Annotated in this window: 24 protein-coding genes and 1 pseudogene; 16 read left to right on the top strand and 9 right to left on the bottom strand. The window is 59.3% G+C overall.

The genetic code is table 11. The annotated features are described in order from the left end of the window. Positions 1 to 336: 336 nt before the first annotated feature. From B0D71_RS32040 to B0D71_RS30925, 4 genes and pseudogenes are all read left to right on the top strand, one after another. Positions 337 to 572: pseudogene (locus B0D71_RS32040) on the top strand (hypothetical protein); the annotation flags it as partial. 119 nt (positions 573 to 691) lie between these two features. Continuing rightward, a complete protein-coding gene (locus B0D71_RS30935; protein WP_103398052.1) occupies positions 692 to 1,408 on the top strand; it encodes an HNH endonuclease in 717 nt (238 codons plus the stop codon). A gap of 172 nt (positions 1,409 to 1,580) precedes the next feature. Continuing rightward, entirely contained in the window at positions 1,581 to 2,540 is a 960-nt protein-coding gene (locus B0D71_RS30930; RefSeq protein WP_103398051.1) for a hypothetical protein, read from the top strand. A gap of 122 nt (positions 2,541 to 2,662) precedes the next feature. After that, complete coding sequence (locus B0D71_RS30925; protein ID WP_103398050.1) at positions 2,663 to 2,980, top strand: helix-turn-helix domain-containing protein; 318 nt, start codon at positions 2,663 to 2,665, stop codon at positions 2,978 to 2,980. Between the two features lie 37 nt (positions 2,981 to 3,017). On the opposite strand, the gene B0D71_RS30920 is transcribed toward B0D71_RS30925, so the two are convergent. Continuing rightward, positions 3,018 to 4,076, bottom strand: coding sequence for an MBL fold metallo-hydrolase (locus B0D71_RS30920; RefSeq protein WP_103398049.1), 1,059 nt, complete (start codon positions 4,074 to 4,076; stop codon positions 3,018 to 3,020). 216 nt (positions 4,077 to 4,292) lie between these two features. Here B0D71_RS30920 and B0D71_RS30915 point away from each other — a divergent pair, with 216 nt between their 5' ends. From B0D71_RS30915 to B0D71_RS30905, 3 genes are all read left to right on the top strand, one after another. Beyond that, a complete protein-coding gene (locus B0D71_RS30915) occupies positions 4,293 to 4,901 on the top strand; it encodes a TetR/AcrR family transcriptional regulator (RefSeq protein ID WP_103398048.1) in 609 nt (202 codons plus the stop codon). A 157-nt stretch (positions 4,902 to 5,058) separates the two neighbouring features. After that, a complete protein-coding gene (locus B0D71_RS30910; protein WP_103398053.1) occupies positions 5,059 to 6,126 on the top strand; it encodes a diguanylate cyclase in 1,068 nt (355 codons plus the stop codon). Positions 6,127 to 6,208: 82 nt separating this feature from the next. After that, a complete protein-coding gene (locus B0D71_RS30905) occupies positions 6,209 to 6,742 on the top strand; it encodes a DUF1003 domain-containing protein (RefSeq protein ID WP_103398047.1) in 534 nt (177 codons plus the stop codon). A 6-nt stretch (positions 6,743 to 6,748) separates the two neighbouring features. Here the strand turns inward: B0D71_RS30905 and B0D71_RS30900 are convergent, their stop codons facing one another. Then, entirely contained in the window at positions 6,749 to 7,690 is a 942-nt protein-coding gene (locus tag B0D71_RS30900) for a LysR family transcriptional regulator (protein WP_103398046.1), read from the bottom strand. 15 nt (positions 7,691 to 7,705) lie between these two features. Between B0D71_RS30900 and B0D71_RS30895 the strand changes: the two genes are divergently transcribed. After that, positions 7,706 to 8,410 carry a CTP synthase C-terminal region-related (seleno)protein gene (locus B0D71_RS30895; RefSeq protein ID WP_103398045.1) on the top strand — a complete coding sequence of 235 codons (705 nt, stop codon included), beginning with the start codon at positions 7,706 to 7,708 and terminating at the stop codon, positions 8,408 to 8,410. Beyond that, positions 8,410 to 8,733, top strand: coding sequence for an antibiotic biosynthesis monooxygenase family protein (locus B0D71_RS30890; protein WP_103398044.1), 324 nt, complete (start codon positions 8,410 to 8,412; stop codon positions 8,731 to 8,733). The genes B0D71_RS30895 and B0D71_RS30890 overlap by 1 nt, the downstream gene beginning before the upstream one ends. Before the next feature lie 125 nt (positions 8,734 to 8,858). On the opposite strand, the gene B0D71_RS30885 is transcribed toward B0D71_RS30890, so the two are convergent. Next, on the bottom strand, positions 8,859 to 9,185 hold the full coding sequence (locus B0D71_RS30885) for a DUF2025 family protein (RefSeq protein ID WP_103398043.1): 327 nt from the start codon (positions 9,183 to 9,185) through the stop codon (positions 8,859 to 8,861). A gap of 211 nt (positions 9,186 to 9,396) precedes the next feature. On the opposite strand from B0D71_RS30885, the gene B0D71_RS30880 reads away from it, so the two are divergent. Both B0D71_RS30880 and B0D71_RS30870 read left to right on the top strand, forming a co-directional pair. After that, the gene (locus B0D71_RS30880) at positions 9,397 to 10,524 is read left to right on the top strand and encodes a glycerophosphodiester phosphodiesterase (RefSeq protein WP_103398042.1); all 1,128 of its coding nucleotides are present in this window, start codon (positions 9,397 to 9,399) and stop codon (positions 10,522 to 10,524) included. Between the two features lie 248 nt (positions 10,525 to 10,772). Next, positions 10,773 to 11,081: a PepSY domain-containing protein gene (locus B0D71_RS30870; protein WP_103398041.1), complete on the top strand. Its 309-nt coding sequence runs from the start codon at positions 10,773 to 10,775 to the stop codon at positions 11,079 to 11,081. Positions 11,082 to 11,144: 63 nt separating this feature from the next. Here B0D71_RS30870 and B0D71_RS30865 read toward each other — a convergent pair whose 3' ends face one another. After that, positions 11,145 to 12,770 (bottom strand): methyl-accepting chemotaxis protein, encoded by a 1,626-nt coding sequence (locus B0D71_RS30865; RefSeq protein ID WP_103398040.1) that lies wholly within the window; start codon positions 12,768 to 12,770, stop codon positions 11,145 to 11,147. A 271-nt stretch (positions 12,771 to 13,041) separates the two neighbouring features. Between B0D71_RS30865 and B0D71_RS30860 the strand changes: the two genes are divergently transcribed. Together B0D71_RS30860 and B0D71_RS30855 are read left to right on the top strand one after the other, a co-directional pair. Further along, positions 13,042 to 14,064, top strand: a complete 1,023-nt coding sequence (locus B0D71_RS30860) for a transporter (RefSeq protein WP_103398039.1) — start codon at positions 13,042 to 13,044, stop codon at positions 14,062 to 14,064. A gap of 288 nt (positions 14,065 to 14,352) precedes the next feature. Then, positions 14,353 to 15,966 carry an inorganic phosphate transporter gene (locus B0D71_RS30855; protein WP_103398038.1) on the top strand — a complete coding sequence of 538 codons (1,614 nt, stop codon included), beginning with the start codon at positions 14,353 to 14,355 and terminating at the stop codon, positions 15,964 to 15,966. Between the two features lie 103 nt (positions 15,967 to 16,069). On the opposite strand, the gene B0D71_RS30845 is transcribed toward B0D71_RS30855, so the two are convergent. Continuing rightward, positions 16,070 to 16,966 carry a LysR family transcriptional regulator gene (locus B0D71_RS30845; RefSeq protein WP_103398037.1) on the bottom strand — a complete coding sequence of 299 codons (897 nt, stop codon included), beginning with the start codon at positions 16,964 to 16,966 and terminating at the stop codon, positions 16,070 to 16,072. A gap of 122 nt (positions 16,967 to 17,088) precedes the next feature. Between B0D71_RS30845 and B0D71_RS30840 the strand changes: the two genes are divergently transcribed. Beyond that, positions 17,089 to 17,847 (top strand): SDR family NAD(P)-dependent oxidoreductase, encoded by a 759-nt coding sequence (locus tag B0D71_RS30840; protein WP_103398036.1) that lies wholly within the window; start codon positions 17,089 to 17,091, stop codon positions 17,845 to 17,847. Between the two features lie 140 nt (positions 17,848 to 17,987). Here the strand turns inward: B0D71_RS30840 and B0D71_RS30835 are convergent, their stop codons facing one another. Then, positions 17,988 to 18,422, bottom strand: coding sequence for a multidrug/biocide efflux PACE transporter (locus B0D71_RS30835; RefSeq protein WP_103398035.1), 435 nt, complete (start codon positions 18,420 to 18,422; stop codon positions 17,988 to 17,990). Between the two features lie 90 nt (positions 18,423 to 18,512). On the opposite strand from B0D71_RS30835, the gene B0D71_RS30830 reads away from it, so the two are divergent. Next, positions 18,513 to 19,367 carry a LysR family transcriptional regulator gene (locus tag B0D71_RS30830; protein ID WP_103398034.1) on the top strand — a complete coding sequence of 285 codons (855 nt, stop codon included), beginning with the start codon at positions 18,513 to 18,515 and terminating at the stop codon, positions 19,365 to 19,367. 107 nt (positions 19,368 to 19,474) lie between these two features. Here B0D71_RS30830 and B0D71_RS30825 read toward each other — a convergent pair whose 3' ends face one another. The 3 genes from B0D71_RS30825 to B0D71_RS30815 all read right to left on the bottom strand — a co-directional run bounded on the left by B0D71_RS30825 (position 19,475) and on the right by B0D71_RS30815 (position 21,555). After that, positions 19,475 to 20,710, bottom strand: coding sequence for an RNA polymerase sigma factor (locus tag B0D71_RS30825; protein WP_103398033.1), 1,236 nt, complete (start codon positions 20,708 to 20,710; stop codon positions 19,475 to 19,477). Position 20,711: 1 nt separating this feature from the next. Then, positions 20,712 to 21,056, bottom strand: a complete 345-nt coding sequence (locus tag B0D71_RS30820; protein WP_046042284.1) for a YciI family protein — start codon at positions 21,054 to 21,056, stop codon at positions 20,712 to 20,714. A gap of 73 nt (positions 21,057 to 21,129) precedes the next feature. Continuing rightward, positions 21,130 to 21,555, bottom strand: coding sequence for a YybH family protein (locus tag B0D71_RS30815; protein ID WP_103398032.1), 426 nt, complete (start codon positions 21,553 to 21,555; stop codon positions 21,130 to 21,132). A 140-nt stretch (positions 21,556 to 21,695) separates the two neighbouring features. Between B0D71_RS30815 and B0D71_RS30810 the strand changes: the two genes are divergently transcribed. Continuing rightward, complete coding sequence (locus B0D71_RS30810; protein WP_103398031.1) at positions 21,696 to 22,181, top strand: GNAT family N-acetyltransferase; 486 nt, start codon at positions 21,696 to 21,698, stop codon at positions 22,179 to 22,181. The last annotated feature ends 152 nt before the right edge of the window (positions 22,182 to 22,333 follow it).

Genomic DNA, 22,333 nt, shown 5'->3' with positions numbered 1-22,333 from the left:
AGCACCCACACGAATTGCTTGATTCAGTTGTTAAAGAGCGGTTGGTTAAGATCTTTCGTCTCAACCGAGGCGCGCATTCTACAGCAGCCTCATTTGCTGTCAAGTGATTATTTTCAGAAGTTTTCAAGGAATCCTTAACAACTTCAACCACTTAACCCGTAACCAGCAGCAAACTGCTCGTTAGCGGGAGGCGAATAATACAGCATTGAAATGCGTGGTCAACCCCTGTCTAAAAATTCTTTGCCCTTATTAAGGAGCCCAGGCTGCAACTATGAAAACCTCCTAGATCCTTACAAAGCATCGGGGCAGCAAAGAACCCAGACCACGTCGTCACCTTCTCTCTATACCCACCTCCTGGAAAACCAACCATGGTTCTGCGCCTGTGGTATCGATCGCTTGATGGGCTTCCATCTGAGTGAGCGCAGAGTGTTGCGCTGGCAGGATGAGGGTTGATTCGGTTGCGGGATATGCCTTACCTGTTGCTCGATCACACGCAACGGCGGATGCCAGTGGTTAAACTTTGGTGGCGTAAGGTTGTGCGGGTATTTCAGTCGTCGAAGTATTCGATGGGCAAGATGATGTGCTTGTCGGATCGCTTGCGAGATTCGTCTCTGTTTTGTGTAGGATTTTTCATAGACAGTCGTAGTGGCCACTCAGTATCGTCCGAGGGTATTTAACCCTCGTCGATCGTATGGGTACTGGAAAGAAGAGCGAAGATTGGAGCGATGCAGAGCTTGAAGCTGCAGTTGATGGCTATTTGAAGATGCTGGCGATTGAGAGAAGTGGCCAGAAGCTTAATAAAGCCCACGAGAATCGCTTGTTGCGCGAAGGAGTGTTGAGAGAACGCAGCAAGGGTTCTATCGAATATCGAATGCGGAACATCTCCACCGAGCTTAATGATCTATGTCTACCGTATATCGTTGGCTACGTGCCAGCGGCACATCTTGGCGCCGGTGTCGCGCATCGCATACGTGCGGCGATGATCGCCAAGGATGCTTTCAACCCTGACGACTATGCACCGACTGCAAACGATCAGGAGCTGAATGCAAAGGTTCTAAAGCTTGAGCAGCAAGAGTTGGTAGGCACTCCTCGCGGTATCGAAAAGCCACAGAGAGTGAGTGGTACGACCTATACGTTCTTACGCGATCCGTTGGTCAAGGCCTGGGTATTGAAACAAGCCAATGGGGTCTGCGAAGGGTGTGGTCAGGATGCTCCATTCAAGCAGCCCAATGGATTGCATTTCCTTGAAGTCCACCATGTTAAACACTTGGCCAATGACGGTACGGACCTGGTAACGAATGCGGTTGCGCTGTGCCCGAACTGCCATCGTCGTTGTCACCATTCGACTGACCGGGAGGAATTTGCCGCTTCGCTTTATACAAAGGTGAAACGGTTGAAACCCGAATAACCAAGCGGAACAAAATCTGTGGCGAGGGGGCCTGCCAGCCAACGCTAGTCAGGCGATGGGGCTTGCCCAATGGCGGGAGCACGCTGATGCGACGAACGCAAATCAACAGGTGCGCTATCACACGTCACCCGCTATTAATACGCCACCTGCCTCTGAAGGACCCGAGCCCACCATGAAATTCGACCTCGCCTACTGCCTCAGCCTCGACGACAAGTTGTCGATCTATGACGTGCGCGATTTGAATTTCGACGAGACGATGGCGTTCGATTCGGCCAAGGAGCATTTCCAGTGCCCGAACGATGCCTGTCGTCCAGCGTTCGATGTTGCCAATGAGCTAGGCACGTTCAACGCGAAGAATGTGAACTACGTACGCACGCCGCACTTCAAGAATCTGCCGAGCACACGCCATGTCGAGGGTTGCCCCTATGTCAGCCTGAAGACGCAGGCATCGGGTGTCGAGGAAACGGATGACAGCCGCGAGGAACATTTCCCGTCGGAATTGTTGCTGACTCGGCGTGAGTATGGGCGTAAGCCGTCCAGCCCGAAGATCATGGCGGACGGGGTGCGGGATGAGTCGCTAACGCTTTCGGTGACCAGCAACGTCGAGCAACCGAGCAGGGAATTGGCCCCGGACAAGACCAGCGTTTTTGCCCACCCGGTGGAATGCTTCGTTTCAAACTTCGACGACAAGGATTTGCTCAAGCGGGTGCCGCTGAAGATTGGCGAGCACACCGCACCTTACGGGGCGTTTTTCAAGAAGATCGAGTATCTGCAGGACAACAAGGGGCTGATTTACTGGGGCAAGGTCAAGGAGATCAAGGACTACACCCAGAGCTTTCGCATCGATTTCGAGAAGAAGGTCTGGTTCGAGAAAAAGCCTTACTCGGTCAATGTCTACCTAAGCAAGAAACTGATCGACAGCTACCGCAAGCGCAAGGCGTTCCTGGAAGAGATCAAGCACGCCATCGAGAGTGGGCGGGAGTTGTATTGCTTCTTTTATGGCGTGACGCCCGAGTTGAAGCAGGTACCGAGCAAGAAAAACCCCGAGCAGACGTTCGGAGTGTTCAGCGCCAATATCGAGAATCTGGATCACTTTATTGTGCGGGAAGCACCGGGCTTGGACGGTAAATAACGACGATCACCGTCCGTCTGCCCGAAAGTAATATTCAAAAATTGCATTTGATCCGGGCTCAAAACAACTGTACAAAAACACAGTGTATTTTGAACCAACCTTCTCGAGCCCGGAGAATACCCATGGCCTCTCAAGCGATGAAAATCACCCTGGAACGTATCGCCCTCTTCCAATTCACCCCGGCCCACTGCGCCCAGGCCCGAGCGATGCTGGGCTGGAGTGTGGAAGAGCTGTCGCGGGAGTCCCAGGTCTCGGTGGATGCCATTCAACGCTTCGAGGCCCGCCAGGAGGTGCTGGATGTCACGCGCCTGGCGCTGGCCTATCGCTTCGAATCGGAAGGGTTGGTGTTCTTCCCGGGGTTTGCGCCGGGTCGGGGGATGAATGTGAAGGGGTCGACGCCGAATCCGGTTGGACGGGCGGATTTTGCGATGGTGGAGTGAGGGACCACTTCGTGGCAAGTGGCCCTGGGTGAACTGCTTACGCGTTCTGCACCACCTCCCGATCACTCTCCCCTTCCACCGCCAGCCACCACGCCCCACCACGCTGCGGATGCATCAGATTGAACGCCTCCCCCATCTGCGGTGTGGTGATCGATACGTTGCGTTCCCAGGCCAGGGCCAGGATGCGGTCGAAGGGTTCGTACCAGGCGTGCATCGACAGGTCGAAGGTGCCGTTATGGATCGGCAGTAGCCAGCGCCCCTTGAGGTCGAGGTGGGCTTGCAGGGTTTGTTCGGGCTGCATGTGCACGTGTGGCCAGTCGACGTTGTAGGCGCCGGTTTCCATCAAGGTCAGGTCGAATGGGCCGTACTGTTCGCCGATGCGTTTGAAGCCATCGCAGTAACCGCTGTCGCCGCTGAAGAAGACGCGTGTGTCGCCGTCGATCATCACCCATGAGGCCCAGAGGGTGCTGTTGCTGTCGAACAGGCCACGGCCAGAAAAGTGCTGCGACGGGGTGGCGATGAACTGGATACCATCGACTTCCGTGCCTTGCCACCAATCCAGTTGGCGGACTTTGCTGGCGTCGATGCCCCACTTGATCAGGGTGTCACCTACACCCAGCGGGGTCAGGAAGTGTTTGGTCTTGTCCGCGAGCTTCAGCACCGCCTGATGATCCAGGTGGTCATAGTGATCGTGGGACAGGATCACCGCTTCGATCGGTGGCAATTCTTCCAGGCTGATCGGTGGCTGGTGAAAACGCTTGGGGCCGGCCCATTGCACGGGTGAAGCGCGCTCGGCGAAGACCGGATCGGTGATCCAGAACTTGTCGCGCAACTTTAACAACACCGTGGAATGCCCCAGGCGATAGACACTGTGGTTCGGTGCAGCCATCAACGCAGCTTGAGTCAGGGCTTGCACCGGGACGGGCGCGCTCGGGCGGGTGTTTTGCGGTTTGTGGAACAGCGCACTCCACAAGATGCCCATGGTTTTGCCAAAGCTTAAACGTTGAACCGGCGTGAAGTTTTGATACTGCCCTTGAGCCTGTCGGGACGCTTCAGGAGTGGAGGCGGTGTCCGCCGAAGAGTTTGAATTGGCCATGACTGTATGACTCCAGAAAAACCGCGCATGACGCGACTTTCCGCTTTGGGACGATAAATGGCCAAGGCACGCACGCATTAGCCGGACTTTCTATTGTTACTGGGCAGGATTAACAAAAAATTACACTGCACTGTGTAGTTTCTAGGTTGCATCAAAGTCGATGACAAGTAAACTGCTGAGTGTAATTCCACCCCTTCTTCCTGCCGAAGCGTACTTATGACAGCTCCACAGCGCCTCACCGACCGAAAACGCCAAGCGATCATCCAGGCAGCGATCAACGAGTTCCGTGACAACGGTTTCGAGATCACCAGCATGGACAAGATTGCCGCCACTGCCGGTGTGTCGAAGCGCACGGTGTACAACCACTTCCCCAGCAAGGAGGAGTTGTTCGCCGAGATCCTCAATCAGTTATGGATCCGGGTGACAGCAGAACAGGAAACGTCCTACCGTCCCGACCAACCGTTGCGCGACCAGTTGCGCTCGCTGCTGATGGCCAAACTGCAAATGTTGGGCGACGACAATCTGCTCGACCTGGCACGGGTCGCTATTGCAGCAACGATTCATTCCCCGGAGCGGGCACAGGACATGGTGGCCCGAATGGGTGCGCGCGAGGAGGGGCTGACGGTGTGGATTCGGGCCGCTCAGGCCGATGGCCGATTGAAGGCCGTGGCTCCAGAATTCGCCGCTCAGCAGATCCATGGCCTGCTCAAGTCTTTTGCATTCTGGCCGCAGATTTCCATGGGGCAGCCCAGCTTGTCCGCCGAGGAGCAAAATACGGTGGCGGATTCCGCGCTGGACATGTTCCTGGCCTATTACCAGCTCTAAATCAGCTGCTTGCAGCACAGGCTGGAATTAAATGGCTTCGAAGGACACTGATTATTCCGGCTGGAATAAATGACAATATGCGCCACTATTACCGATGAACGGTAATTCTAAACCCCATTCAGTAAAGTGTTTCAGAATGAATCTGGCGCAGGGAATTATGGATAAACAACACGGCAAGGGTTTGTCATTTGCCAGACGCATTTACATGCCTCGAACCATTGGCTTGGGCATCGGCAGTTTCAGCGTGGCCGCGGCACTGTATCCGTTGCACCTGCCGGTCTGGGTCTGGGTTTTGTTGGCACTGAATGGTTTTGTCTGGCCGCATCTTGCTTATCAACTGTCGAGTCGCTCGGCTTTTCCCTACAAGGCCGAACGCCGCAATCTACTTTACGATTCGCTGTGCGGTGGTTTTTGGGTCGCGACGTTCCAGTTCAATCCGCTTTGCACCGTGACCATTCTGGCGATGATGGCGATGAACAATGTCGCCGCTGGCGGCCAACGGATGTTCCTGTTGGGCAGTCTGAGTCAAGTGGTGGGCGTGATGATTGCCTGGTCGCTGTTCGGCGCGGCATACACCCTGTCGACCACGCAACTGCAGATGTGGGCGTGCTTGCCGATGCTGACGCTCTACCCGTTGGCGTTGGGCATGGTCTGCTACCAGTTGGCGATCAAGTTGTCGGAGCATAAACGTACGCTGAGCGCTTTGAGCCGCACCGACAGTTTGACCGGGCTCCTCAACCACGGTGCCTGGAAGGATTTGCTGCAGATGAAGTTTCGCGAATGCAGCCAGCGTCAGCAGCAGGCCGCCATCGCACTGATCGACATCGACCATTTCAAGGCCATCAATGACACCTACGGTCATATCATTGGCGACTCGGTGTTGCGCCAGTTAAGCATCGAGCTCAAATGCAACCTGCGCGAAAGCGATCTGGCCGGCCGCTATGGGGGTGACGAGTTTTGCGTGATCCTGCCCAACATGCCGCTGAATCAGGCCATGGACGTTATGGAGCGATTGCGCAAAGTGTTGCAAGACTATCGCCATCGGGAAGTGCCCAAACTGCGGGTCAGCCTGAGTATTGGCCTGGCGGCTTACCAACCGTCGTTTACCGATGCAACGGCCTGGCTCGATGACGCTGACAAAGCCCTCTACACCGCGAAAAACACCGGGCGCAACAAGGTCAGCGTCAACCCAAGCAACATCGGCCTGGAAACGTCGGCCGTATGACGGCAATAGCTTGGCGATTGCGCTGCTCGAATGACGCTGAGGCTATAGTGAACCTCAGTCCCAGCGCCAAACAGAGAGCATCATGACCACCACGACCCACGAAACCACCGCCCCCGTCGATCACCTGCGTTTCCATCGCCCTCATGCCCATCTGGCGCCGACCTTTGGCAATGACAAATTTGCCCTGCGCGCCGAAGCCTTTGCCCGGTTCTTTGGCACCCCGACCTTTCTCGGCGCACAAACGCTGATCGTGGTGATCTGGGTGTGCCTCAACCTGTCTGGTTTCACCCACTTCGATGCGTACCCGTTCATCCTGCTCAACTTGGCGTTCAGCCTGCAATCGGCCTATGCCGCACCCTTGATTCTGTTGGCCCAGACGCGTCAGGCCGCGCGGGACAAAGCCCAATCCGACGCCGATGCACAGCACCGCGAAGCGCTGGCGATCGCCAACAGTGAGCGGCAGGCAGAAGCCGCGAAAAACACCGCACAACTGCTCGAACTGCTAGAGCAGAACACCCGCCTCACAGAGATGACCAAGTCCCTCACCGAGCGCATCGAAAACCTGACCACTGAAATGCATCAACATTTCGTGCTCAAAGACCAGCCCAAGGCCTGAACGGTCTCACGGTAGTTTCAGTGCCCGCCCCAACTCATCGAACAGCGTGACCACCGAGCGCAAGGCGCGGCAGTCGGGACGGGTCAGCAGCCACAGCACAGTGTCGTATCCATGCAGCGGCTCGCCCAGCGGCCGTAATCCATCGCCGATCAAAAAATCCGGCAGCGCCGCGACACCCAGCCCCGCCCTGACCAGCTCGGTAACCGAAAGCATGCTGTTGCAGCGATAGCCCGGCGTTACGCCCGGCAATGTCTGGCGACGCCAGGAAACGGTCGGGTGATCGGGCAGGAAGTCATCCGGGGCGATCCAGGTCAATGAGGCCAGGTCTGTGGTGTTGACCGATTGCAGGTATCGCTCGCTGGCACATACGCGGTAGGAAATATCCGCCAGTCGCCGACCTACCAAATGCTCCGGTGGCGTGCGGGTCAGGCGCAGGGCGATATCGGCGTCCCGACGACTGAGATTGGCAAAATCATTGGACGTGCTGAGTTCCAGCGTCAGCGCCGGATAGTTCGGCATGAACTGCGCCAGCGCCGGCAGCAGCAAACCTTGCAGGACCGAGTCGGTGCAGGTCAGGCGCACGATACCGCTGATCACTTCACCGCCCTGTTCCACACCGATGCGCGCCGCCTCCAGTGCCTGCTCGGCACGTTCGGCCTGTTCAGCCAGGGACTGCGCCAGGGTGGTGGGCAGGTAACCGGCACGGCTTTTTTCGAACAGTTGCTGACCCAGCGCAGCCTCTAGTCGGCGCACCGCTCGAAAAACCGTCGAGACATCCACCTTCAACAGCTGCGAGGCCCGGGCCAGAGAGCCGCCGCGCACCAACGCGAGGATCAAGGCCAGGTCGGGGTAGTCGAGTTGATAGTGCGTCGCTGCATTGATCACTTGGGAAAACGCCAATATTGAATGCGTGAACGCCAATCTATAGTGGGCACCAAGAATCAACAAGTGCAGAGGCCCCTCATGGAAACCCGCCCGATTCGCATCGCCCTGATCGGCGATTACGACCCGCAAGTCACCGCCCACCAGGCCATTCCCGTCGCCCTCGAAAAGGCCGCTGAACACAGTGGTCGAAATGTGCAATGGCAATGGCTGGCCACCGATGAAATCCACGCAGAGTCACCGCTACACACATTCGATGGCTTCTGGTGTGTACCGGCCAGCCCTTACCGCAGTACGGACGGCGCATTAACAGCGATCCGTTTTGCCCGCGAACAGCGGCGACCTTTCCTCGGTACCTGCGGCGGTTTTCAACACGCGGTGCTGGAATATGCGCGCAATGTGCTGGGCTGGTCGGATGCCGAACACGGCGAAACGGCACCCGAAGCAACACGGGCGCTGCTGACACCGCTGACGTGCGCGCTGGTGGAAGCGGTCGATACCATTCATTTAGATAAAGGCTCGTTGATCGCCCAGGCGTACGAAAGTGCCGAGATTCGTGAAGGCTATCGCTGTCGTTATGGGGTCAATCCGCAATTCGAAGGCGAGCTGCTCAAGCGCGAACTACAGGCCGTCGGCCACGATTCGGAACACGGACTGCGCGCGGTCGAACTCAGCGGTCATCCGTTCTTTGTCGCAACCTTGTTCCAACCCGAGCGAGCGGCGCTCAAAGGCATCTTGCCGCCGTTGGTTGGCGCCTTTGTCGACGCCTGTGCGGGGCGATCGTGATGATCGCCGATACGCCAGCTGCGCCTTATTACGCGGTGGTCTTCACCTCGGTGCGCACAGAGGGCGACCTGGGTTACGGCGAAGCGGCCGCAAGGATGCTGGAGCTGGTCCGTGAGCAGCCGGGGTTTCTCGGGGTGGAATCGGCTCGGGGTGAGGATGGGTTGGGAATAACCGTGTCGTACTGGGCCAGTGAAGCGGCGATTCTGGCGTGGAAGCATCATCCGGAACACACAGCGATTCGCGAACGTGGGCGCTCGACCTGGTATGCGCGGTGTCATACGCGGGTGTGTCGGGTTGAGCGGGCTTATGGGTTCAGTCTGTAATTGATGCGGTGTGCTTTAGGTCGTCTTCGCGGGCAAGCCCGCTCCCACAGTGTCTTGTGTCACACCCAAGATCCCTGTGGGAGCGGGCTTGCCCGCAAAGAGGCCAGAACAGTCAGTACAAAAACTCAGCCCCGAACCAGACTGCGAACCGCCGCAATCTCCGGCACCTCCACCCGACTCATGTACACCCGCAACGGCTCGGTGATATTGATCCGTTCATCGATGTTCTGGTCCAGCAGCAACCGAATCAATTCGCGCTTGAGCGTCATGGTTTGCCCGGCCCCCGCGGCCCAGACGAATTCGCTGGTCGGGATGATGCCATCGTCCGCTACGTCCATGCCGAACGAGTCTTCGCTAAAGCGCACGATGTAGTGGCCGGTCTTGCGGTTTAGGCCGACGAAGCCTTTGAGTTGGTCGGCAGCCTGGCAGATGAGCTGGGAAGTGATGCGCATGGTAAACCCCGCAATGGTGATCGTTGGTTTGCACGCAGGGCCTGCGTTTCCCTCTGCCGGGGAAATTGCAGGGCCCCAGCGTACTGCAAACGGGTGCACAAAAGCGCTGACGAAAATCAGCTTCAGGCAGGTTTGTGTCGGTCTGGCGATAGCGCCTGCAAAGATGAATTGTTAAAAGGGACCGCTCACTCATTGCGAAAGGAACTCGAACATGCCGGCAACCTTTACTAAAGGCGCCTTGTTACTGAGCCTGTTGCTGGGCCTCGGCCAGGCACAGGCCGCCAGCGAACCCGGTCCCGCGGCACTGGCGACCCGTTTGGGTATTCCACATCCTGCGGTGATCGCCCACCGTGGTGCGTCTTTCGATGCGCCGGAATCCACCGCCGCCGCCTACAAGACTGCCCGCGACCTGGGCGCCGACTACCTGGAAATGGACCTGCAGCGCAGCAAGGATGGCGTGCTGTTTGTCCTGCACGACAACAACCTGCAACGCACCACCGACGTCGCCAGCAAATTCCCCGAGCGCAAGGACAGCCCGGCCAACGCGTTCACCATGGCCGAACTGAAAACCCTGGATGCGGGCAGTTGGTTCAATGCCGCGTACCCCGATCGCGCCCGTCCTGCCTTTGCCGGCCTGAAGATTCTGACCCTTGATGAAATCATCGACATCGCCGAGGGCAACGCCCTGCACAAGCCCGGCCTGTACATCGAGAGCAAGGAACCGCAGCAGTTTCCCGGCATCGAACATGACCTCAAGGAAAAACTCCAGGACCGTGGCTGGCTGAGCCAGGCCGATTCGAAACCGGCGAATGGCGAGCTGGCGGTCGGCCAGGGCAAAGGCAAGGTGGTCCTGCAGACCTTCGAGAAGAGCAGCCTCGAACTGCTGCAAAAGGAAATGCCGACGGTGCCCAAGATCCTGCTGTTGTGGGTCGGTGAAGGCAGTATCGAACCCAAGTCCAAGGTGACCTTTGCCGAGTCCGGCGAAAAGGATAAAGCCGCTTACTACGCCAAACAGGAACCGAAGGACAAAGCCGAATTCCAACGCTGGATCGACTACGCCAAGGCCCAGGGTGCCATCGGTACCGGCCCGTCCGCCGCACTGACCCAGGGTGGTGACCAGAGTTATTCGGACCTGGTGCAACCGTGGATGAACCAGTACACACATGATCAGGGCCTGCTGGTGCACGTCTACACCATCGACGAGGCGGTGGACTACCAGAAAGTCATGGACGCCGGAGTCGACGGTATTTTCACCAACCGCGCCAGCGAGTTGTTGAAGTTTTATAAACGTCCGGCGCCGGCGAGCGTCGATCAGGTGTTGAAGAACAACGGCTACTGATCCAGCGTCGCGCAAAACCCTGTGGGAGCGGACTTGCTCGCGAAGACGGAGTGTCAGTCACCCTCATTGCTGAATGACAAACCGCTTTCGCGAGCAAGCCCGCTCCCACAGGTTATGTATTTGTGTTTGTGTGTCCGAACACAGTCTCACAGGCGTTGATGCAGGGCATGTAGAGGGATTTAAGGGTGGATTAAGTTACACACGCTAACCTGATCTCACTTAAACAGATCACACAAGGAAAGAAGCCCATGAAGACCCTGACTGCTTTGTTTACCGCTGCAACCCTGACGCTCACCGCGGGCCTGGCCCAGGCCGCGGATGTTCCCGTCGACCAGATCCCTCAGTTGGTCAAGGACGGCAAGATCAAGCCTCTGGAAGAACTGAATCAGATCGTCCTGAAGTTGCACCCGGGCGCCACCATCACCGACAGCGATCTGGACAAGCACTCCACTATCTACGAGTACGAAGTCGAACTGCGTGACGCCAGCAATGTTGAATGGGACGTGGATTTGAACGCCGCCACCGGCGAAGTCCTGAAGAACAAGCAAGACCACTGATACACACAGCAAGAAGCCGCACGATTTGAAGAGCGTGCGGCTTTTTTGCGTCGGCTTGATTAATCAGGCGCTCAGGCGCGCCGTCACCTCGTTCAACTGCCCCGACAAGCCATGCAGGTTGCTGCTGGCCGCTTCGGTGCGCTGCACGTTGTCCAGGTTGGTGCTGGCGATGCTGGTGATCTCGGTGAGGTTGCGCGAGATGTCTTCGGCCACCGAAGTTTGCTCTTCAGCGGCAGTGGCGATCTGGCGATTCATGTCGCGGATGGCTTCCACGGCCAGGGTGATGCGCTCGAGCATGGCGCCGGCCTCGGTCACTTGCTGCACGCTTTGTTCGCTGCGCGACTGACCGCTTTCAATGGCCTGCGCTGCTTGCACCGCACCGGTCTGCACGGTCTGGATGATCTGGTTGATCTCGATGATCGACGCCGCCGTGCGCTGGGCCAGGCTGCGCACTTCATCGGCCACCACGGCGAATCCGCGTCCGGCTTCACCGGCACGGGCCGCTTCGATGGCCGCGTTGAGCGCCAGCAGGTTGGTCTGTTCGGCGATGCCGCGAATCACTTCCAGCACTTTGCCGATGCGCCCGCTGTCGGTCTCCAGCTGGCGGATGACCGTGGCGGTGTTGGCGATTTCGCCGCGCATTTGGGTGATGGTGTGGATGGTGCCCTGCATGACTTTTTCGCCCTGCTGGGCGGACTGGTCGGCATCGTCGGCGGCCCGCGCCGCGTCGGCGGCATGACGGGCGACTTCCTGTGCGGTAGCGGACATTTCGTTCATCGCCGTGGCTACCTGATCGGTGCGACTGAACTGCTCGTTGGTACCGCCGGCCATCACGGTGGCGATCGAGTTCAGCTCACCGCTGGCGCTGTCCAGGTCCGACGCGCTGCGCTGCAAACGGCTGAAAGTTTCGGCGAGAAAATCGCGCAGGGTGTTGGCGGCCATCGCCAGTTTGCCCAACTCATCTTGACGGGTGCTGGCCACGCGCTCGGCAAAACGCCCCTGACTGAGTTGCGCCACGTATTCGATCAGTTTGCGGATCGGCTCGACCAGGTTGCGATTGACCAGCCACAGGCTCAGCAGCCCGATCAACAACCCGGACACCAGCATCACGATAAGGCCCAACAACACCGTGCGATCGGCACTGGCACTGATCAATGTCGATTGTTCGGCGCCCTGCTTGCGCAACTCGCTGACCAGTTCGCTCATTTGATCGCTGGTGGCGCGGTCCACGCCCTTGACCGCGGAGTCGCCCGCCGTCGGATCACCTCCGGCGGCCACGAACGCGTCCCGCCCCTTCTGATAGGCCGCGCCCAACTGGCGATGTTCGTCACGCAAACGCTCGATGCGGCTCTTGAGTGGCGGCTCGATGCCCTTTTGCGCGGCCAGTTCGCCGAGGATGTTTTGTACATCGCGCTGACGGTCTTCGAATTGCCCCCAGTACTTGCTCAAGTCCGCCGGTTGCTTGCCACGCAACAAGACGTTCTTCCACTCCTGCACCTGCACCTTGAATTGCAGGTTGGCTTCATCGATCAATTGCGAGGTATGAAGCGGGCCTTCGATCAGATTGGCGTAGTTCTGCACGCCGCTGGACAGGAAATGAAAGCACGCCAGGGCAATCAACAGCATCGCCAGCAGGCTACCGCTCAGCAGGGCAAGAATTTGCGCTCTCAAGGACTTTTGCAAAAGCATCGGATGTACTCATGGCAGGAATGAGGCACGCCCGCTAAGGCGTGAAAGGTGTCCGGACATCCCTGTCTGCGGTCCCGGCTGATCGCCGGCGGCGCGCAACTTAACCCAAGCGTGATCGGCGTGCCAGAGCGGTTCTTGAGAAAATTCCGACCGCCGGTAGAACAGTCGTTTGCGTTATTTTCCTGTCACAAAAACGTCATCTCGCCTTGCGATGATGCGGCTCAAGTGAACCTGTAAAACACGTGACAGGCGCCTCCCCTTGCGAGTCCTCATGAACCACAGCATCGATCAAAGCCATCGCGACACGGATCTGTTCGGCCTGCTTTACGGTTTCAGCTTTCGCCCCGGCGAACCCGGTCGGGAAATCAACTCCGCCGAGGCCCTGCACTATCTGCAACAACCGGAGAGCGACGAGCAATTTCTCTGGCTACACCTGAATCTCGCCCACGCCGCCTGCGAGCGCTGGATGAAAAGCCATCTGGAATTGCCCGAGGAATTTTTCGAAGCGCTGCACGAAGGCTCGCGTTCGACGCGCATCGAACATGTCGACTCCGCGTTGCTGGCGGTGGTCAACGACGTGGTGTTCAACCTCAGCAACATGGTCTCGTCGGATGTTTCGACGCTGTGGGTGTGCGCCCGCAGTCGACTGATCATCAGTGCCCGCCTGCAACCGCTGCACTCGGTGGACAAATTGCGCTCCTCGGTGAAGGCCCGGGAATGCTTTCGCTCCCCGCTGGAGTTGCTGGTGCATCTGCTGCGCGACCAGGGTGAAGTGCTGACCCAGATCGTGCGCAAGACCAGCCAGAGCGTGGACCAGATCGAAGACGAATTGCTCTCTTCGCGCCTGTCGACCAACCGCGCCGAACTGGGCGCCAATCGCCGGGTGCTGGTGCGTTTGCAGCGGTTGCTGGCGCTGGAGCCAGGCTCATTGCTGCGCCTGCTCAACCGGCCGCCGCAATGGCTGCAAAAGGAAGACGTCAAGGAACTGCGCAAATCCACCGAAGAGTTTGCGCTGATCATCAACGACCTCACGGCGCTGGGTGAACGGATCAAGCTGTTGCAGGAAGAGATCGCCGCCAACATCAACGAACAGACCAACCGCACACTGTTCACCCTGACGGTGGTGACAGTGCTGGCGCTGCCGATCAACATCATCGCCGGCTTCTTCGGCATGAACGTCGGCGGCATTCCGCTGGCCGGTGATCCGGAGGGTTTCTGGATCCTGGTGGCCCTGGTGGCGACCTTTACCGTGATTGCCGGGCGCTGGGCGTTTCGCAAGCAGCGGGATTACTGACGCCCCCCGTCCTCACCTGACACTAATCAACTGTGGTGAGGGGGCTTGCCCCCGTTCGACTGCGCAGCAGGCGTAAATCTGATGACTGCGGTGACTGGTTTTGGGGTCGCTTCGCAACCCAACGGGGGCAAGCTCCCTCGCCACAAGGTTTTGCATGGCTTTCAGGCAATGTGTGGCGATTCAGATCAGCGGCCCTGCAAAAAAACCAAACACTGACCCAGAGCACTCTCCCTGTAACAATTGGCAACGATTATCACTGATACACCTCCCTCCTCAGGAATGTCCGTGATGGCTACACCCTCCTTCGCCGCCGCCCAGGCGCCTGCCAGTAGCGCCAAACCGCAATTCGACAAGAAGCCCGGCCTGATCACCATCGTGATGTTTTTTGCCGTGCTGGCCATCGGTTTGTTGTTTACCGCCTACAGCCTGATGCACGACATGAACGAACTCGGCACGGTGGTCACCACCTGGACGCCGTTCCTGCTGCTGGGCGTGGCGCTTTTGATTGCCCTGGGCTTTGAGTTCGTCAATGGCTTCCATGACACCGCCAACGCGGTAGCCACGGTGATTTACACCCACTCGCTGCCGCCGAACGTCGCGGTGGTCTGGTCCGGCTTTTTCAACTTCCTCGGGGTGCTGTTGTCCAGCGGCGCGGTGGCGTTCGGCATCATCGCCCTGCTCCCGGTGGAGCTGATTCTGCAAGTCGGCTCGTCCGCCGGTTTCGCGATGATCTTCGCCCTGCTGATCGCAGCGATCCTGTGGAACCTCGGCACCTGGTGGCTGGGCCTGCCGGCGTCGTCATCGCACACCCTGATCGGCTCGATCATCGGCGTTGGCGTGGCCAACGCCCTGATGCACGGCCGCGACGGCACCAGCGGTGTGGACTGGGCCCAGGCAACCAAGATCGGTTACGCGCTGTTGCTCTCGCCCCTGGTCGGCTTCGGCTGCGCCGCGCTGCTGTTGCTGGCCCTGCGCGCGTTCGTCAAGAATCGTGCGCTGTACAAGGAGCCCAAGGGCGAGACCCCACCGCCATGGTGGATTCGCGGCCTGCTGATCGCGACCTGTACCGGTGTGTCGTTTGCCCACGGTTCGAACGACGGCCAGAAAGGCATGGGCCTGATCATGCTGATTCTGGTGGGCACGCTGCCAATGGCTTACGCATTGAACCGCACCATGCCGGCCGATCAGGCCTTGCAGTTCGCTGCGGTGGCCGAAGTCACCCAGCAAGCGTTGGTCAAAGCCGCGCCGCTGCCAGCGCCAGCCGACCCGCGCCCGGTACTGTCCGAATACGTGCGCAGCAAGGAAGCGACCCCGCAACTGGTGCCGGCGCTCGCCGCACTAACCGGCAGTATCGGCGCAGAGGTCAAGGGTTACGGTTCGCTGTCGAAAGTCCCGGCCGAAGCCGTGGGCAACGTGCGTAACGACATGTACCTGACCAGCGAAACCATTCGCCTGATGGACAAGAACAAGGTCGGCAACTTCGATGCCGACACCAGCGGCAAACTGCAACTGTTCAAGCAACAGATCGACAACTCCACTCGGTTCATTCCACTGTGGGTGAAGATCGCCGTGGCCATCGCCCTGGGCCTTGGCACCATGGTCGGCTGGAAGCGCATCGTGGTGACCGTCGGCGAAAAAATCGGCAAGACCCACCTGACCTACGCCCAAGGCGCCTCGGCAGAAACCGTGGCGATGCTGACCATCGGCGCCGCCGACATGTTCGGCCTGCCGGTGTCGACCACTCACGTGCTGTCTTCGGGCGTGGCCGGGACCATGGTTGCCAACGGTGGCGGCCTGCAGATGAAAACCATCCGCAACCTGCTGATGGCCTGGGTGCTGACCTTGCCAGCGGCGATCCTGTTGTCGGGCAGTTTGTACTGGTTGTTCACGCAGTTGTTCTGAATGTGGGAGCGGGCTTGCTCGCGAAGGCGGCGTGTCAGTCGACATCGATGCTGAATGTCAGACCGCTTTCGCGAGCAAGCCCGCTCCCACAAAAAGCCTTGTTTCAGACTTCTGAGCGGATCACCTCCCCCAACCAATCCATGAACACCCTCACCCGCAACGGCAAATGCCGTTGCCGGGCATAGAGCAGCGACGCCTCCATGGACGGCGCGTTGAACGCCGGCAACACCTCGATCAATTCACCGCTTTGCAGGTATTGCTGCATGCCCATTCTCGGCGCCTGAATCAGGCCGAAACCACCCAGGCATGCGGCCTCGTAGGCATCGGTGCTGTTGACCGTGACACTGCCGGCCATCGGCAGTCGCTGCACCTGCCCCTTGTCGACATACACAAACCCTTCCGAACGACCGCCCAGTACACCGACGTAGTGCACCAGCCGATGCTGCGCCAGATCGTCCAGCCGCCCGGGCACGCCATAGCGCTGCAAATACGCCGGGCTGGCGCAGTTGACCATGGTGAAGTCGCACAGGTGTCGCGCCACCACCGATTGGTCCGGTTGGGCGCCGATGCGCAGCACGCAATCGAAGCCTTCGGCGAGCAGATCGACCCGGCGGTCGGTGCTGCTGATTTCCAGTTCAAGCAACGGGTGCTGCGCCATGAACGCCGGCAAACGTGGCATCACCACGCGACGAGCGAGAATGTTCGGCAGATCGATGCGAATCCGCCCGACCAGCGACGCCTCGTCCTGGCGAAACAAACCCTCGATTTCGTCCATGTGCGATAACAGGTCCTTGCTGCGCTCGTACAACACCAGACCATCCTGGGTTGCCTGCACTTTGCGCGTGGTGCGTTGCAACAGCCGGGTGCCCAGCAATGCCTCCAGGGCCTGCACATGCTCGGACACCGTTGAACGAGGCAGGCCCAGGCTTTCTCCGGCCAGAGTGAAACTCGACATCTCGCTGACCCGGACAAAGGTGCGCAACAGTTCCAGTTTATTCATCAGCCCACTCTTTTATTGTTCGGATTATCCGACCAGTGATTCCGGTTTCACTCTGTTTATCACCACCAAGCGGATAAATAAACTTCCTCACATCAACCGCCCACTGCACCTGAGGAAGTCCCATGAACCGTAAAATCGCACTGATCACCGGCGCCAGCCGCGGCCTCGGCAAAAACGCAGCCCTGCATCTGGTCACCCAAGGCATCGACATCATCGGCACCTACAACAGCCGCGCCGATGAGGCGCAGGCACTGGTGGCCGAAATTGAAAGCCTGGGCGGTCGGGCCGTCATGTTGCAACTGGACGTTGCCCGGAGTGACAGCTTCAGCGCTTTCGGCAGCGAAGTGGCGAAAGCCTTGCAGAGCCACTTCCAGCGCGAGCGCTTCGATTTTCTGGTCAACAACGCCGGGATCGGCCTGCACGCCAACTTCGTCGACACCACCGTCGAACAGTTCGACCTGTTGGTGAACATTCACTTCAAGGGGCCGTTTTTCCTCACGCAGGCGCTGTTGCCATTGCTGAATGACGGCGGGCGTATCGTCAACATTTCCAGTGGTCTGGCCCGCTTCAGCCTGCCGGGCCACAGCGCCTACGCGGCGATGAAAGGTGCGATGGAAGTGCTGACCCGCTACCAGGCCAAGGAACTCGGCGCGCGCAACATCGCAGTGAACATCCTGGCACCGGGTGCGATTGAAACTGACTTCAGCGGCGGCGCCGTGCGCGACAACCCCGAGTTGAACACGCTGGTAGCGAACAACACCGCCCTGGGTCGCGCCGGATTGCCGGATGACATTGGCGCCGCGATTGCGCTGCTGCTGGCGCCGGGCAGCCAGTGGATCAATGGCCAGCGCATCGAGGCGTCGGGGGGGATGTTTCTGTAAGGCTTGATGCTAACCATCAAGCGATACACGACCTCTGTGGCGAGGGGGCTTGCCCCCGTTCGGCTGCGAAGCAGTCGTAAAGATTAGGACCGCTTCGCGCTCCAACGGGGGCAAGCCCCCTCGCCACAAAAAAGCACAATTCAAAACACCTCGCGAGTCATCACCATCCGCTCGCGGACCACGTCATACACCCAGTGGTAGATATAGGTGTAAGGCAGGAAGAACAGCAGCACGCCGATATCCAGCACAAACGCCTGCCACAGGCTGATGTTCAGCCACCAGGCGATCAGCGGCACGCCAAGCGCGACCAGCCCGCCTTCGAACATCAGCGCATGCACCACGCGAACCCAGGCGTTGTGCGCGATAGCCAGGCGCTTGAGCGCCCGGTCGAACATGCCGTTGAACACCACGTTCCAGGCCAGGGCAAGGACAGCCATGGCGATGGTGACCGCCCCCATGTCCAGCATCGGTTTGTCCATGATCCAGGCCAGCAACGGGGTACAGATCAGGATGGCCAGCAGTTCAAAACCGATGGCTTGGAAAATACGTTCAATAATGGACTTGTTGGCGCTCATGGCCGAGCTCCCTTGAGTGACTGTGGTTGCCATGATCCGTCATCACACCGATACTTCATAACCAATAACCATCGATCAAGGCGATAGTTCATGGCCTCTCACGAAGTGTTGCTGGCGTTTGTCGAAGCGGCAACCCAAGGCTCGTTTTCCGCCGCGGCGCGCAAGCTGGGCCGCAGTCAGTCGACCATCAGCGCGGCAGTGGCCAGCCTGGAAATCGACCTGAACCTGACGCTGTTCGACCGCAGCAGCCGCAAGCCCGGGCTGACCCCGGCCGGGCACGTCGTGCTGCAACGGGCCGAAGAGATCCTGGCCGCCACCAGTCGCCTGGAGATGACCGCCAGCCAATTGTCCCAAGGGGTGGAAGCGAAACTAACGGTGGCGCTGTCCGATACCTATCAGTCCGACCGCTTCGAGGCATCACTCAGTGCCTTCGAACAGCGATATCCCGACCTGGAACTCGAATGCCTGATCGCCGAATGCGATGACCTGGTGTCCCTGGTGCAGAGCGGCCGGGCACAGATTGCCTTCGCCGAAATGCAGGACAGCTACCCGCCGGACCTGGTCAGCTCGACGGTGGATGAGCGCACCGAAATCGCCTTGTTCGTGTCCCCGGCACATCCCTTGGCAACGCTGGATTACGTCGATCAGGACGTGCTGCAGCAGCACCGCGAGCTGCGCCTGGCCACCATCATCAATCCCTATGAAAGTCGGGCGAAGGGCCGCGTCTGGTCGGCGCCGAGTTATCTGATGCTGCTGGAAATGGCCCAGGGCGGATTCGGCTGGGCGCCTTTGCCCCGCTGGCTGGTCGAGCGGTTCGGGCCGGGCACGTTGCAGGAACTGGTGGTGCGCGGCTGGCCGAAAACGGTGTCGGTGGATGCGTTGTGGTCGCGGCTCAATCCGCCGGGGCCGGCGGGGAGCTGGTTGTTGGGCAAGATGTTGGAATAGCGGCGCAGCCATTCGCGAGCAGGCTCGCACTGGTGAGCGAAGTGTTCAGGCGAATGAGGTCTGAATGTGGGAGCGAGCCTGCTCGCGAAGAGGCCAGTGAAATCACATCAATCCAACGCCTTGAGCCGCTCCTCGATAAACCGCCGCTCCGGCTCTTGCCGGGTCAGTTCCAGTGCCCGCTCCCACGCCTTCCGCGCCTCTTGCTTGCGGCCCAGTTGCCAACAAAACGCCGCCCGCGCCGAATACGCCAGGTGGTAATCGAGCAGTTCTCCTCGCTCCAGAATGGCATCGACCAACGTCAGGCCCGCCTGCGGTCCATCCCGTTGCGAAATCGCCGCCGCGCGATTCAACTCAATCACCGGTGACGGCACCGCCCGCAGCAGCACGTCATACAGACCGACAATCTGCGGCCAATCGGTTTCCCCCGCCGTCGGGGCCTCGGCGTGCACCGCCGCGATGGCCGCTTGCAGGCAATAGGGTCCGAAGCGTCCCATGGTCAGCGCCTGTTCGATCAGCGCGCAGCCTTCTGTGATCAACCCGGCGTTCCACAGCGAGCGGTCCTGCTCGTCCAGCACAATCAGCTCGCCACTCGCCGAGGTCCTGGCAGGGCGTCGCGACTCGTGCAGCAGCATCAACGCCAGCAAGCCCATCACCTCCGGCTCCGGTAACAATTGCACCAGCAACCGACCAAGACGGATCGCTTCGCGGGTCAAATCCTCGCGGATCAGTTCGGCTCCGATGGACGCCGAATAACCCTCGTTGAACACCAGGTAAATCACCCGCAATACGCTGTCCAGACGCTCAGGCAACTCAGCCAGCGTCGGCACTTGATAAGGGATTTTTGCATCGCGGATCTTCGCTTTGGCGCGCACGATGCGCTGGGCGATGGTGGCCGGGGCCGAGAGAAAGGCCCGGGCGATTTCTTCCGTGGTCAGGTCGCAGACTTCGCGCAGCGTCAGCGGCACTTGCGCGTCCGCCGCCAGGGCCGGGTGGCAGCAAGTGAAGATCAGCCGCAGGCGATCGTCTTCCACGTCTTCATCACTCCAGTCTGCCTGTTCCAGCGCCTCCAGTTGCGCGATCAACAAGGGCTGCGATGCGGCAAAACGTGCACGCCGACGCAAGGCATCGATGGCCTTGAAACGCCCGGTGGACACCAACCAGGCCCGTGGTTTGTCCGGCACGCCGTCACGCTGCCAGCGTTCGACCGCAACGAAAAATGCCTCGTGCAAGGCCTCTTCGGCGAGGTCGAAATCCCCCAGCAAGCGAATCAGGGTTGCGAGAATCCGCCGCGAGTCTTCGCGATAAACCCGCTCGACCTGCGCCTGAACCGGCAGCCCCGGCATCTTAAGGATTCAACTGCCGAACGGGGCGCACTTCGACACTGCCGACCCGGGCCGCCGGTATGTTGCCGGCGACCTGAATGGCTTCGTTGAGGTCCCTGGCGTCGATCAGGTAGAAGCCGGCCAGTTGTTCCTTGGTTTCAGCGAACGGGCCATCGGTGATCGACATCTTGCCGTTGCGCATGCGCACCGTCGTGGCGGTCTGCACCGACTCCAGTGCTTCGGCGGCGACCATCCGACCGCTGCCCTGAATAGACTCGGCATAGGCCATGCACTCTTCGTCCTTGGGGCTTTCCGGCAGCGAATGCAGCAGGTGCTCATCGCTGTAGACCAGGCATAAATACTTCATGAACGTCTCCTGACTCGAACGGATCAACTATGGCTGCAAATCGGTGTATCGGCCTGACTCTCCGACGATCAGATCAGGGTTTGAGGTCGAACAGCATCGTGCCTTTCTCCATGTCGAACGGTGCCGACCAGTGCTCATGGACAATCCGCCACACGCCGTCTTCCTGGCGATAACCCGCGCTGCCGCGCATCCAGCAGGCCTGGGTCTCGCCCTTGTCGTTGGTGCCGCCGCAATGGGCCAGCCAATGGGCGAAGGCGATCTCCTGGGAGGCCTCGATGCGGATGTCCTGGAAGTCGAAAATGTGCGGGCCGGGGCACATTTTCATGCAATCTTCCCAATGCGCGCGGTATGCCTCTTTGCCTTTGAATTGCAAGGCCTTGACCGCGTCGAAGGAGACGATGTCATCGGCATACAGCGCCATGATTTTATCCACGTCCTTGGCCATCATGGCCTGACGGTAGGTTTCGATCAGGTTCTGGATCTGGGTGTGCGCAGTCATGGTGGTTCTCCGTGGTTTTTATTGGAAGACACCCTTAGTCGTCTGGCGATCCAGCGAATCGACAGGTGAAATAAAAATAATCAACACAGGCAAACTCGCTAGAATCCGAGGCTCATATCCCATGGAAAAAGGACACTCCAGTGACAGCCCGACTCGTGCCTTATGAAAGCCTGAATGCGCTGCAGCGCCAACAGGTCGAGGCCATCGAAGTACATCCGGAACAGGTCAGGTTCTCCGGTGACATTCACGGTGCATTGCATTCTCTGCTGTCCAAGCCAGGCCCGGGGGTCAAAGGATTTGCCCTGCTGGTCGAGGACATTCCCGTGGCGTTCCTGCTGCTCAAACGCCCACCCGCCCTGCCCGCTTGGGCCGATGAACACAGCGCAACGCTGCATGCGCTGCAAGTCGATCAACGGCATCAGGGCAAAGGCTATGGCAAGGCTTGCCTGCAAGCGCTGCCCGAGGCGGCGCGCCTGGCTTGGCCGGAGATCAAGGGGCTGGAGTTGTCGGTGGATGCGGACAACGAATCGGCGATCGGTTTGTATGCCAGGTATGGCTTTGTCGACAGCGGCGAGGCTTACAGGGGGCGGATTGGTTATGAGCGGCGGATGGGGTTGGTGTTCTGAATAGGCCCCCGCCTGCACCCGAAAACAACTAATGAAATGGCTACCCCCCCCGCTGCCCCCTGTGATCGCCCACTAAGCTTTCACAGGGGGCTCATCGGAGATCATTGCCATGAACAACGTAGCTATTGCCGCCATCGACCTCGGAAAACATT

Origin of the sequence: Pseudomonas laurylsulfativorans, assembly GCF_002906155.1 — a bacterium.
GTDB classification, from domain to species: Bacteria; Pseudomonadota; Gammaproteobacteria; order Pseudomonadales; family Pseudomonadaceae; genus Aquipseudomonas; species Aquipseudomonas laurylsulfativorans.
Note: the sequence above shows the minus strand (reverse complement) of the source record. Positions and strands in the feature narration are given on the sequence as shown.